At 63.0% G+C, this 12,307-nt stretch carries 13 protein-coding genes; 2 read left to right on the top strand and 11 right to left on the bottom strand.

Annotated features, from left to right (window positions below):
- Position 1 precedes the first annotated feature (1 nt).
- Complete coding sequence (locus tag NO934_RS03670; protein ID WP_309162343.1) at positions 2–712, bottom strand: DsbA family protein; 711 nt, start codon at positions 710–712, stop codon at positions 2–4.
- Positions 713–817: 105 nt separating this feature from the next.
- Positions 818–1,324, bottom strand: a complete 507-nt coding sequence (locus NO934_RS03665) for a DciA family protein (RefSeq protein ID WP_309162342.1) — start codon at positions 1,322–1,324, stop codon at positions 818–820.
- 38 nt (positions 1,325–1,362) lie between these two features.
- Between NO934_RS03665 and NO934_RS03660 the strand changes: the two genes are divergently transcribed.
- Positions 1,363–2,433 (top strand): A/G-specific adenine glycosylase, encoded by a 1,071-nt coding sequence (locus NO934_RS03660; RefSeq protein WP_309162340.1) that lies wholly within the window; start codon positions 1,363–1,365, stop codon positions 2,431–2,433.
- Positions 2,434–2,763: 330 nt separating this feature from the next.
- Here the strand turns inward: NO934_RS03660 and NO934_RS03655 are convergent, their stop codons facing one another.
- The 7 genes from NO934_RS03655 to NO934_RS03625 all read right to left on the bottom strand — a co-directional run bounded on the left by NO934_RS03655 (position 2,764) and on the right by NO934_RS03625 (position 9,270).
- Positions 2,764–3,900, bottom strand: a complete 1,137-nt coding sequence (locus NO934_RS03655; RefSeq protein WP_309162339.1) for a site-specific DNA-methyltransferase — start codon at positions 3,898–3,900, stop codon at positions 2,764–2,766.
- 127 nt (positions 3,901–4,027) lie between these two features.
- Positions 4,028–4,930 (bottom strand): alpha/beta hydrolase, encoded by a 903-nt coding sequence (locus NO934_RS03650; RefSeq protein WP_309162338.1) that lies wholly within the window; start codon positions 4,928–4,930, stop codon positions 4,028–4,030.
- 117 nt (positions 4,931–5,047) lie between these two features.
- A complete protein-coding gene (locus tag NO934_RS03645) occupies positions 5,048–5,689 on the bottom strand; it encodes a ribonuclease HII (RefSeq protein WP_309162337.1) in 642 nt (213 codons plus the stop codon).
- A gap of 38 nt (positions 5,690–5,727) precedes the next feature.
- The gene (locus NO934_RS03640) at positions 5,728–6,111 is read right to left on the bottom strand and encodes a nuclear transport factor 2 family protein (protein ID WP_309162335.1); all 384 of its coding nucleotides are present in this window, start codon (positions 6,109–6,111) and stop codon (positions 5,728–5,730) included.
- 13 nt (positions 6,112–6,124) lie between these two features.
- Positions 6,125–7,210 (bottom strand): PA0069 family radical SAM protein, encoded by a 1,086-nt coding sequence (locus tag NO934_RS03635; RefSeq protein WP_309163645.1) that lies wholly within the window; start codon positions 7,208–7,210, stop codon positions 6,125–6,127.
- Positions 7,211–7,455: 245 nt separating this feature from the next.
- Positions 7,456–7,989 (bottom strand): molybdenum cofactor biosynthesis protein B, encoded by a 534-nt coding sequence (gene moaB / locus NO934_RS03630; protein ID WP_309162333.1) that lies wholly within the window; start codon positions 7,987–7,989, stop codon positions 7,456–7,458.
- Between the two features lie 3 nt (positions 7,990–7,992).
- Complete coding sequence (locus tag NO934_RS03625) at positions 7,993–9,270, bottom strand: MFS transporter (RefSeq protein ID WP_309162331.1); 1,278 nt, start codon at positions 9,268–9,270, stop codon at positions 7,993–7,995.
- A gap of 275 nt (positions 9,271–9,545) precedes the next feature.
- Between NO934_RS03625 and NO934_RS03620 the strand changes: the two genes are divergently transcribed.
- Positions 9,546–10,457 (top strand): DMT family transporter, encoded by a 912-nt coding sequence (locus tag NO934_RS03620; RefSeq protein WP_309163644.1) that lies wholly within the window; start codon positions 9,546–9,548, stop codon positions 10,455–10,457.
- Positions 10,458–10,463: 6 nt separating this feature from the next.
- Here the strand turns inward: NO934_RS03620 and NO934_RS03615 are convergent, their stop codons facing one another.
- Positions 10,464–11,348, bottom strand: a complete 885-nt coding sequence (locus tag NO934_RS03615) for an NAD(P)/FAD-dependent oxidoreductase (protein ID WP_309162330.1) — start codon at positions 11,346–11,348, stop codon at positions 10,464–10,466.
- A gap of 149 nt (positions 11,349–11,497) precedes the next feature.
- Entirely contained in the window at positions 11,498–12,307 is an 810-nt protein-coding gene (locus NO934_RS03610) for a uracil-DNA glycosylase (RefSeq protein ID WP_309162329.1), read from the bottom strand.

The raw sequence follows: 12,307 nt of genomic DNA, 5'->3' as shown, positions 1-12,307 counted from the left end.
ACTAGAGGCGTTCCTCGATTTCGGCGGAAAGCGTCTCGTACGTGGCATTGCCTTCGAATTTCTCGCCGTTGATAAAGAAGGTCGGCGTGCCTTGCAGCCCCAGCTCCAGCGCCTGCTCGCGGGTTGCTTCCAATGCAGCCAACAATTCTTCGTCGGTCAAGATTTCCTCGAACCTTTCCTGTGTAAACCCGAACTGTTCGGCCACTTCGAAGATCGCCTGGCGCGGATTTTCGCTCGCGGCCCAAACGTTCTGGGTTTCCATGTAAGCGGAAAGCACTTCGTTGTACTGGTTGCCGGCAGCCTCGGCCACCATGAACACGGCAAGGTCGAGCACGTTGCGGCGGAAGGGACGGGCGATGAACCGGATGCGGCCGGTGTCGATATATTCTTCCTTGAGCTGCGGCAGCGCCGTCATGTGGAAGTTGGCGCAGTGGGGGCAGGTCGGCGACACATATTCGACGATCGTCACCGTGGCGTCGACGCCGCCCATGGGGCGGTCGGGAAGCGGCGGATTGTTGATCGGGTCGCCATTGATCGGCTCGACCTGCGAACCGTCATAGAGCTCGACCTCACCTTCGGCCGCCGGTTCGGTCTCGGTGACGACGTTGGCGGTAACCTCGGCTTCCGCGCTCGAGTCGCTGCATCCGTAGACCAGCGTTGCAAGGCCGACGCTGGATCCGGCGACCAACAGGCTTCTGCGATTGAGCGACAACGGCTTACTCCTTAATGGCTCAACGATCATGCGCGCACACTACACGGCAAGACTCCGGCGGCAAGGGGGCAAACCGTTCACATGGGGGTGAAAAATCGCCCGCGATCAATGTTTCCCCTTGCCCAGAACACCGCGCCCGAGCTTTTCCAGCGCCGCCCGAAGCTCCGGATCTTCGATATCACGGGTCTGTTCGGTGATCCGTCCCTTGGCCTGCGCGCTGAGTTCTCGCCTGGCCGGACCGGCCGGGGCTTGCGGCAATGACAGCGGGTTCAGCGACAGCCTCACGCTGCGGATCAGAAGATAGCCGAAATAGCGGTTGATCGCCATGGCGATCGCCGGCGCCTCATGGGGCAGCATCACCCTGTGGCTTTCAAGGCAGCGCAGATACAGCACCGCCCCCTCGGGGTCGGGGCGATCCTTGCGCGGCCACACCAGCTTGTCGGGCAGGGTGGCCCGATCCCAGGGCGCTGCGACGATGCTGGCCCAATTGACGATAAGATCGCGATTGGCAAATCCGCGCCGGCGCAGGGCGGGATCGAGCATGCCGTCGATGACGTCGCTCAATTGGACCGTGCGGTTCTTGCGCTTTGGTGGTGAAGATTTGCCGGCCATGCTTGCGCCAAGGTTTGCTAAGCTTATACCACCTCATTATGGCCCAGACCGCCCCCGCGCAACACTCTCCCTCTTCCGCCATCGATGCCCAGGCCGTGCTCGCCTGGTATGACAGGCACGCGCGCCTGCTTCCATGGCGCGTTTCTCCCGCGGACCGGGCAAGGGGCATCAAGCCCAATCCCTATTTCGTCTGGTTGAGCGAAATCATGCTGCAACAGACGACCATCGCGGCGGTGCGCAAATATTTCGCGGCCTTCACCGGCCTGTGGCCGACCGTTCAGGATCTCGCCGCCGCGCCGCTCGACGATGTTCTCGTCCAGTGGGCCGGGCTTGGCTACTATGCCCGCGCCCGGAACCTCCATGCCTGCGCCGTTGCGGTGGTGGAACGCCAGGGCGGGGTTTTCCCCACAAGCGCTGCCGCGTTACGCGATTTGCCGGGCATAGGGGACTACACCAGCGCGGCCATCGCCGCGATCTGCCATGACGAGCGCGTCGCTGTGGTCGACGGCAATGTGGATCGGGTGATCGCCCGGTATCTGGCGCTGGAAAGACCGGTGCGTGACGAAAAGCCGCTGGTGCGCGCCACGGTTCAGGCCGCGGTGCCCGAACGGGCAGGGGATTTCGCCCAGGCGATGATGGACCTCGGCGCGACCATCTGCGCCCCGCGCCGCGTCAATTGCCTCATCTGTCCGCTCGAGCCGGGCTGTGCCGGAACGCGCACGGCCAATCCGCTCGCCTTTCCGGTGCCTCCCGCCAAGGCGGAAAAACCGCATCGGCATGGCCACGCTTTCGTCATTCGCGATGACGGCAAGGTGTTCGTGCGCCAGCGCGGCCCCAAGGGCATGCTGGCCAAGATGACCGAAGTGCCCGGCAGCGCCTGGACCGACACCGCAGCGGCGGTTGAATTTCCTTTCGCCGGAGATTGGCGGGAGGCGGGGACGGTGGAGCACACCTTCACCCATTTCCATCTTACCTTGACGGTCTGGAAGATCACCGCCGATCAGCCGCTCGATGAGGGCTGGTGGGCCGATGAAACCCGGCTGGAAGAAGAAGCGCTGCCGAGCCTGTTCCGCAAGGTGCTCAAGGTTGGGGGCGTTGGAGAGGTGTAGCGGTAAGCCTCGCCGCCTGTGGGCAGATTGGACGAGGCGAAGCCGAGAACCCCGGCGAACGTTTTCGCCGCCCCGCCGGAGGGCCAGCGAAAGTCATAGGGCGGTTTTAGCCCGTCATGACTTTCGCGGTGCGGCCCGTGAGGCCAAAGAGGACGAGGCGAAGCCGAGGACCCCGCGCGACGTTTCGCGCGCCCCGCCGGAGGGCCAGCGAAAGTCATAGGGCGGTTTTAGCCCGTCATGACTTTCGCGGTGCGGCCCGTGAGGCCAAAAAAAAAGCGCCCCCGGCGTAAACACCGGGGGCGAGAATGCCTGACTGATTGGAGGTCGAAATCAGGCAGAAAGCTTGAGCATCGAGGCGCGAACGCGTTCGCGCAGATCGTCGAGGGGAGCCAGGCGGCCCCGATCCTCGAAGTGCCAGAAGGTCCAGCCGTTGCAGGCTTCAAAACCCTGCACCAGAGCGCCGACCCGGTGGATGGAGCCACTCTTGTCGTCGCTGACCAGCGAACCATCGACACGAACCACGGCAGAATAACGCCTGCCGGCGTCGAAAAGTTTCGTGCCCGGTGCAATCAGCCCCTGTTCGATCAACGAACCGAACGGAATCCTGGGAGCGGCGCGCTTGGGCACTGTGGTTTCGATCGCATGGGAATCGTGCGGTTTAATGGCCGCAATGCGTTTCAAAGCTGCGTTTATATAGGCGTTTTCGCGTTCGATGCCGATGAACCGCCGCCCCAGTTTCTTGGCCACGGCGCCCGTCGTGCCGGTGCCGAAAAAGGGATCGAGCACCACGTCGCCGGGTTTGGTCGTTGCCATCAACACGCGATAAAGCAGCGCCTCGGGCTTTTGCGTGGGATGCACCTTTTCGTCGTTCGCGTCCTTCAAACGCTCGCCGCCGGTGCAGATCGGGAACAGCCAGTCCGACCGCATCTGCGTGTCGTCATTGGAGAGCTTGAGCGCTTCATAGTTGAAGGTCGGCCGGCTCTTCTGGCTGCGCGAGGCCCAGATCAGCGTCTCATGGGCGTTGGTGAACCGGGTGCCGCGGAAGTTCGGCATCGGATTGGCCTTGCGCCAGACGATGTCGTTGAGCATCCAGAAGCCAAGATCCTGCAGCGCGCTGCCCACGCGGAAGATGTTGTGGTAGGACCCGATCACCCAGATCGCGCCGTCCGGCTTCAAAATCCGTCTCGCGGCGGAAAGCCATTCGCGGGTGAATTTGTCGTAGTGCGCGAAGCTTTCGAACTTGTCCCAATCATCATCGACTGCGTCGACCTTGGTTTGGTCGGGGCGGGTAAGCCCCTCTTCGAGCTGGAGGTTATAGGGGGGATCGGCAAAGATCAGGTCCACCGAGGCCTCGGGCAGCGCATTCATATGCGCGATGCAGTCACCAACCAAGATCGTGTCGATGGGCAGGTGGCTCTCGAAAGCCTCTCCGACGCGCTTCCGCGCCGCTGAACCGGTACGCAACATACTGATAACCCTAACGCAAAACTAATGGAGCAGTTGTACGGCGTTAGGGTTAAGTGGCGGCTAAACGGTACGGTTAACGAGGCGTTAGCGGACCCCGGCCGGCGTGACCGACCGGGGAGGGACGGGCTCAGTTTTCTGCATCGAGGAACGGGATGACCGTCTCCGCAAGGCGCGGATCGGCGCCGATATTATAATGGGTGGCGCTGTGGATCACTGCAAAGCGGTTTGGCGTCATGCCCGATCCGTCCCAGCCGGCATCTGCCTGGCCGCCGCCCAACAGTTCGAAGAACGCCGCTGCGTGGGCGATCTTGACGGCGTCATAGTCGGCATAGACCAAAAGCGTGGGTGCGCTGATGTCGCCGACCTCGCCGGACCAATCGTAGTCATTGCCGATGAACCCGCCCATCTGCTCGAGCAGGCGCGGGAAGTTGTCCGGATCGGGCGCGACCTCCGCATAGGCCTGATAGATGGGGGAGGCCATCATGCCTTCGGCGAGTTCGGGGCCCATCGCCTGCATGCCTTCGCGGTTGTAGTCGTGCCAGCCGGAAAAAGCGTAGGGGGTCGAAACGGCCACCAGCCTGTCGACGACTTCGGGATGATCGATCGCCGTGCGCAAGGCGACGCCGGCGCCGAGCGAATAACCCATGATATCGGCCTTTTCGTGCCCGAGATATCCGATGAGTTCGGCGATGTCGGTCGCCATCGCTTCCCAGGTCATCGGCCGGTCGAAGGGCAGCGTATGGCCATGCGCCTGCAGTTCGACACCGATCACTTGCCGGCCCTCGGCCAGTGCGGTGAGCACCGGGCCGAAACTTTCTATCGTCATGAGCCCGCCCTGGAGCAGGACGAGAGGTTCTCCCGTTCCGTAGACGGCATAATAGACCTCGACGCCATTGACCGGGGCGTAGCCGCTTTCCGTAGGCGTAGGCATCGTCTGGCCCTCCGTAGCTGATGATGGTGATTGAGCAAAGCCAGGCCCGCCAAAGGCGAGACCGGCGGCGGCGATAACGCCGAGCAGGGGCTTGAACATGGTATCCTCCTTGGAACTTGCGTGCCGATGAGGTGTCCATGCGGCCTCATCGATACCAGGACGCACAGGAGGCCTCCGTACCGACAAGAGCGCCGATTATTTCAGAGAGGGTTGCCGCTACCGGCGTGCCGCCAGCACCGGCGCAAAGCTCATGCGGTGGAGGTCGCAGGGGCCATGGGCGGCCAAGGCTTCAAGGTGCATGGGGGTGGAGTAGCCCTTGTGCTGGGCGAAATTGTAGTGCGGCACGCCGCAATCCATCACGTGGCACATGCGGTCGCGCACCACCTTGGCGACGATAGAGGCGGCGGCGATCGAAAGACTCTTGCCATCGCCGCCGATGACGAATTGCCCGGCACAGGAAAGCCCCTCGGGAACGTCGCGCCCATCGATCAGCGCCAGGTCCGGCTTGACCGGCAGGGCATCGAGCGCGCGGCACATGGCCCAAAGGGTCGCGCCGCGAATGTTGAGCCTGTCGATCACTTCGACCGAAGCAGAACAGAACCCGACCTGCGCGCTGGCCATGATCTGCTCGAAAAGCTCTTCGCGCTTTTCTTCCGTCAGCTTCTTGGAGTCGTTCAGCCCCTCGGGGATCGCGTTCCGATCCAATACGACCGCTGCCGCGACCACCGGTCCGGCGAGAGGCCCGCGTCCCGCCTCGTCGATTCCAGCCACCATCGTGCGCCCGCCCGCAAGCGCGGCAGCTTCCAGCTCATAGCTGGGCACGTCAATGATGGTGGTCTGCGAATCAGTCTTCGGCATGCCGCTAGGGTGCCGATTTTCGTCTGGCGATAAAGCCCTCAATCGCGCCGGATGGTCACCCATTGCTTCCGCCATGCCGGCGCCTCGAAGGGTTCCGGCCAGTATTCGGTGATCCTCACGATCCTGTCATCGGCACATTCGAAGATCGAAACCGCCAGCGCGGTGATCTTGCCGTCCGATATTTCGGTTTCCGTGATCGCATGGCCGCCATTGCCGATCACCCGATGAACCTTGAACGTCCATTTCCCATGCGCGGGATAATTGGCGTTGATGGCGATGAAATCCTCGGCCGAACCGATCACCTCGCCCGATTGCGGCCAGACGATCTCGATCGTGTCGGCAAAAAGCGCCGCGGCGAGCGACCATTCATTGGTGCCCATGCGCCACCAGAATTCCTGTGCCAGCGTCGCCGCGTCCGTCATTTCACATCTCCCGTCAGAACAGGCTCAACTGCGCCGTTTCCTTTTGCGGGTGAACGAACAGATCGGTCCGCAGCGGCGTCATCGCCTCATCGAGACCCAGCCGCGCCCGCGCCTTTTCGAAGCGTTGCTGCATGAGCACGGCATAGGGCCCTTCGCCTGTAAAGCGCGTTCCGAAGCGCGGATCGTTGTCGCGTCCGCCCCGATAGTCGCGCACCAGATTCATCACGTGCTTGACCTTGTCGGGGTAGTTCTTGAGCAGCCATTCGCGGAAGATGTCGCGCACCTCGCCTGGCAGGCGCAACAGGATCATCGATGCGGTGGAGGCCCCCTGCGCCTTGCCGGCATCGAGAATACGCTCCAGCTCATGATCGTTGACGGCCGGGATCATCGGCGCGGCCATGATCCGCGTCGGAATGCCGGATTCAGAGAGCAGCCTGATCGCCTCCAGCCGGCGCGAAGGCGTTGAGGCGCGCGGCTCCATGAAGCGGGAAAGCTTGTGATCCATGGACGTGACCGAAATCCCCACCGACACCAGCCCGAGCTTGTTGAGCTTGGTGAGAATATCGAGGTCGCGCACGATCAGCGCCGATTTAGTGACGATCGTCACCGGGTGCCTTGCTTCGAGCAGCACCTTGAGCACCGAGCGCATCACCTTGTATTTGCGCTCGAGCGGCTGGTAGGGGTCGGTATTGGTGCCGATGGCGATCGGCTTGGGCTTGTAGCGCGGATTGGCCAATTCGGCCCGCAGCAATTCGGCCGCGTTCACCTTGATATAGATGTCGCGCTCGAAATCGATGCCTGCCGAATGGCCGAGATAGGCGTGGGTCGGCCGCGCGAAACAATAGGAACACCCATGCTCGCAGCCGCGATAGGGATTGATCGAGCGGTCGAACCCGATATCGGGCGAGACGTTGCGGGTGATGATCGATTTGGCGCGCTCGATATGCTCGCGCGTTTCGAAATCTTCCTCCGGCTCGGGCTCCCAGCCATCAGCGAACATCTCGCGCTTATGGACCTCGAACCGGCCGCCCTCGTTGGAGGTGGCGCCGCGGCCGCGCAGCTTGGGCGAATCCAGCATGGGCCGGCTCAAAAGGTCCATGTCCCGCGTGCCGAACAACCGACGCCGCGCTTCGCCATGTCCCGAATTCGCACCAAGATCAGCCATCGTCGCAGCTCCGCTTGCCTCATCAGGACAAGCCGAATCGCGACTTGTCCGTTCCATGAATCTTTAACGACTCTTAAGGAACAAAACAAGAACAATCGGGTGGCAGCGTCTTACCGAGCGTGAGCAGCAAAAGTGATTTTCACTTTTGCGGTTCGCGAGCGCGACCGCCAAAAAGTACCCTATTCGTTCAGCCTTGGCATCACTTCGATGAAGTTGCAGGGCACGTGCCGGCTGTCGAACTGGTATTTGAGAATCGCTTCCCAGGCATCGCGGCAGGCGCCGCGCGAGCCGGGCAGGCAGAAGACGAAGGTGGTGCCGATCAGCCCCGCCGTCGCGCGCGACTGGATGGTGGAGGTGCCGATGGTGGTCGCCGAATATTGGTGGAACAGCACCGAAAATCCGTCCATGCGCTTGGTAAACAGCGGTTCGATCGCCTCGGGCGTCACGTCCCGGCCGGAAAAGCCAGTCCCGCCGGTGGTCAGAACCACATCGATCCCCTCTTCGGCGACCCACGCCTTGACCTGCGCAGCGATGGCCTCGCGGTCGTCCTTGACCACGGCGCGTTCGAAAACGCGATGTCCACAGCCTTCGATCAGTTCGGTAAGCAGCGCCCCCGACGTATCGGTTTCCAGCGTCCTTGTGTCCGACACCGCCAGCACCGCGAAGGTGACCGGAACGAAGGGGTGGCTCTCATCGATCTTGAAAGGAAACATGGCTCAACCTGCCTGTGGCGCGGGAGTGGAATCATCGATTTGCACGCCATTTTCATCCGAACGCGGATCGAGCGCCACCGTTTCGCCGGTGACGATCCGCTCGGACGGCATGGGCTGGAACGGCGCCCGGTCTTCGGCCGGCGCCGCTTCGCGCGCCTGCATGCGCAGATAGGCGGTGACCGCGAGAAGGCCATGGAACAGCACCGGAACGGCGAACATGGCGGCGGGGCCGAACATCTGCATCATCTGCGAGGCGACGATCGGCCCCAGCATCTGGCCCGAACCCAGAACAACGAGCATGCCCGAGGCCACCTTGGCAAAGCTCCCCTCATCGGCGAAGTCGTTGGCATGGGCGACGGCGATGGCGTAAAGTGAATAGGCGGCCAGGCCATAAAGCGCGAAGAATGCGTAGAGCAGGGCGTTCTCGCCCGGATTGACGACGATGGTCAAAATCCCCGCCGTAACGCCGATCAGCGCCACGCCCATCATCACCTTGCGCCGGTCGATCCGGTCCGAAAGCCGGCCGAGCGGCACTTGGGCGATAGCGCCCGCGACGATGGCGAGACTCATGAGATAGGCAATGGCCGCCGTCGAAAATCCGCGCTCGATGCCATAGACCGGCGCCAGCGTGCCGAAGGCGCCATTGGCCATGCCGATGGAAAAGGCGGCGACGACGGCGATGGGCGAGGTCTTGTAGAGCAGCCCGACATCGAGGCTCACCGCCTGCAGCGGCGCGGGCTGGGGCGTGCGGGTCACCGCCGTGGGCAGCACCGCCCCGATATAGGCAAGCGCCGCGAGAACGAATGGGATGTAACCGGCAACGCCTGTCGCCGCGATGATCATCTGCCCGGCCGTCGAAGCAAAGAGCGTGACGCTCACATAGATGGAAAAGGTCGTCCCCCGGCTCTCATTGTCGGAGACCTCGTTGAGCCAGCTTTCAACGACCATTGCCGCGCCGGCAAAGCAGAAGCCGGAGAAAATGCGCAGGAAGATCCACGCCCAGTCGTGGATGAAAATGAGATTGAGCAGGATCGTCATGCACGCGACCGCCGCCATCACCGCATAGGAGCGGATGTGGCCCACCTGCCGCACGAGATGGGGCACCGCGATGGAACCGGAAATGAACCCGATCGACCAGCCCGTGCCGATCAGGCCCAGCGCCAATAGCGAGAACCCTTCTTCCGAACCGCGTACCGGCAGGATCAGTCCATGCATGCCGCCCGCGATCATCAGCAGGGCCGAGGACAGCAGAAGGGCGAAGATCTTGATGATTTGCGACATGGGACCTTGATTGGCTCTCTTGATTAAGGGCGAGACTAGCGCGTCTTTTCAGCACTGCCTACCGGCCAAACGTGACGGGGCGCCAATTCGTTCGCCCGCTCCTCAAATTTGCCTGGCGCCGCTTGTCACCTCTTGTAAACGGGTCTAGCGATACCCTGGTATTCCGCCCTTTTCGGGCCCATTCTGCCTCGAAAGCATTGCCGGTGTCCAAACCTCTTCAATCGCCCTCCGCATCCCAACCGGCTTCGGTTCCCCAGCCGCGCCGGTCGGGGGTGATGATCGGCATCGGGCTCAAGATCGCTTCGGTTTTCATCTTTGTCGCCATGAGCGCCATCATCAAGGGCGCCGAAGGGGTGCCGGTGGGGCAGCTCATCTTTTTCCGGTCGGCCTTCGCGTTGATCCCGGTCTTCGTGCTCCTTGGCCTGCGCGGGGAGCTCGTCTCGGGCTTCAAGACCAGCAGGCTGGGCGCTCACATCTTCCGCGGCGTCATCGGCACGGCGGCGATGCTGCTGATCTTTTTCGCCCTGACCCGGCTTCCCTTGCCCGAGGCGACGACCATCAACTATGCGACGCCGCTGTTCATCGTCATCTTCTCGGCGGTTTTCCTGCACGAAAAGATCAGGCTGTTCCGCTGGACCGCGGTGGTGGTGGGGCTGGTGGGCGTCGTCATCATAATGTGGCCGCGCCTCACCTTCTTTTCGGGCGGCATGACCGGCTGGGGCCCGCAGGCCGAGGGCGCGGTGGCCGCCTTCGTCGCGTGCATGATTTCGGCCACCGCCATGCTCACGGTCCGCAATCTGGTCAAGACCGAGCGCAGCTCGACCATCGTGATCTATTTCTCGATCGTCTCGGCGGTGATCGGGCTGGCGTCGATCCCGTTGGGCTGGGTGCCGCTCAGCATCGAGGAGGCGCTGATCCTCATCGCGGCGGGCATCGCTGGCGGGGTGGCCCAGATCCTTCTGACCGAAAGCTATCGCCACGCCGACATCACCACAGTCGCCCCTTTCGAATATTCCTCGATGATCCTCTCGATCGCCGTCGGCTTTCTGGTGTTCGGCGAAATCCCCACGGTCGAAATGCTGATCGGCGGTACGATCGTCACGGCCGCCGGCATCTTCATCATCTATCGCGAGCACAGGCTCGGGCTCGACAGGGCCAAGGTGCGCAAGGTGTCGAGCCCGGCATAGCGCTGGCTATCTGAACATCAGCGAGTGATGCACGCCGGCGCCGGCTTGGGCGCCGTCGCCCACGGCCAGCGCGATCGAGCCGGCCATGCGGGCGGCATCGCCGCAGGCGAAGACGAAGGGCACGCTGGTTTCCTTCATTTGATTGGTCGCGATGTGGCGGCCGATGGGCGAATCCTCGAAATCGCAGCCGAGCTGCTCGGCGAGCGGGCTGGCGGGCTCGATCCGCGAGGCTACGAACAGGCCATCGAAATTCAAGACGCGTCCATCCTCCAGCTCGACATCGGCCTCACCGCTGATGCGGACGATCTTGCCCGTCTCGGTCTTGGCGCAGCGCTGATCGAGCATCTGCGTCTGCTCGTGATTGGGCTCGAACGATCCGTTGATCAAAAAGGTGGTGTCGCCCCAATCGGGAAGCATGGTGCCTTGGTGCATGGACAATTCGCCCACACCGATCACTCCGATCCGCCCTTGGTTGAGTTCGTAGCCATGGCAATAGGGGCAATGGAAAACGTGCTTGCCCCAGCGCTCCTTAAGCCCTTCGATCTCGGGAAGCGCATCGGAAACACCCAGCGCAAGGACGAGCCGGCGCGCGGTGACGGTTTCGCCGCCTTCGGTTTCGATCGCAAAGCCGCCATCGATCTGGCGCGCGGCGGTGGCTTTGGTTTCCCGCCACTCAAGCGTGGGATAGGCCTCGAGCTGCTCGCGCGCCTTGGCCGCGATCACATCAGGAGGCGTGCCATCCTGGGTCAGGAATCCATGCGAATGGCTGGCGAAGCGATTGCGCCGCTCGCCGGCGTCGATCACCAGCACGCGCCGTCGTGCCCGCAGGAGCTGAAGGCCGGCGGCCATGCCCGAATAGCTGCCGCCGACGATGATGACGTCATGATCCATGGGAAGAAACTCCGTAAGCTGAACGATGAGCCGGTCCATGCTGAACCGTTATATCGTAACGGTATATTATGTAATTTCGTAAGTTACAATATATTTGAAAAGCGCATAAGACCCTAACGGCACTCGAAGCCGATTGGCTCCGCTGCGGGCTATTGGCCCAGCGCGGTCTTGATCGAGAGCAGGTCCTGCCAGGCCAGCCGCTTGGCGGCCGGTTGGCGCAGCAGATAGGCCGGGTGGAGCGTGGCGACGGCGCGCATGGTGTGCGCGCCGATGGTCAAATCCCGCCATTGCCCGCGCAGGCGGGTGATCCCGGTATCGGTTTCAAACAGCGTCGAAGCCGAAGCGCCGCCCAGTGCGACCAGCACCTTGGGCGCCACCAGCTCAATCTGCCGGTAGAGAAACGGCAGGCAGACGGCGACCTCGGAGGGGGAGGGCGTGCGGTTCCCCGGCGGACGCCAGGGCACTGTGTTGGCGATATAGACCTTGGTGCGGTCCAGCCCGATCGCGCCCAGCATTCTGTCGAGCAATTGCCCCGAGCGCCCGACGAACGGCTTGCCCTGCAGATCCTCGTCGCGCCCCGGCGCTTCGCCGACCAGCATGATGTCGGCCTCGGGGTTGCCGTCGGCAAAGACGAGATTGGTCGCCCGAAGCTTGAGCCCGCAGCCGTCGAAATCAGCCAGCATCTCGCGCAACTGGTCGAGCGTTCCGGCACTCGCCGCCAGCGCCCGCGCCTGGTCGGGGTCCGCATCAGTTGCCCCTGCTGCCGCCGCCGGGGCAGGGCGGCCGACGGGTTGCGGCGCGGGGGTGGGCAGCACCCGGCGTACCGACGCAGCGGGCTTGATCGCGGACTGCGCGAACCGGTCCACCGGCACCTCGCCCACGGCAATATCCACCCCCGCTGCGACGTACCAGTCGAGCGCGGCCAGAATTTCCTCGCGATTTAGCTGTCGATTTGCCAT

The organism is Pelagibacterium sp. H642, from assembly GCF_031202855.1.
In the GTDB taxonomy this organism is placed as follows: domain Bacteria; phylum Pseudomonadota; class Alphaproteobacteria; order Rhizobiales; family Devosiaceae; genus Pelagibacterium.
The sequence above is the reverse complement of the archived record's forward strand: the minus strand, read 5'-3'. Positions and strand labels throughout refer to the sequence as shown.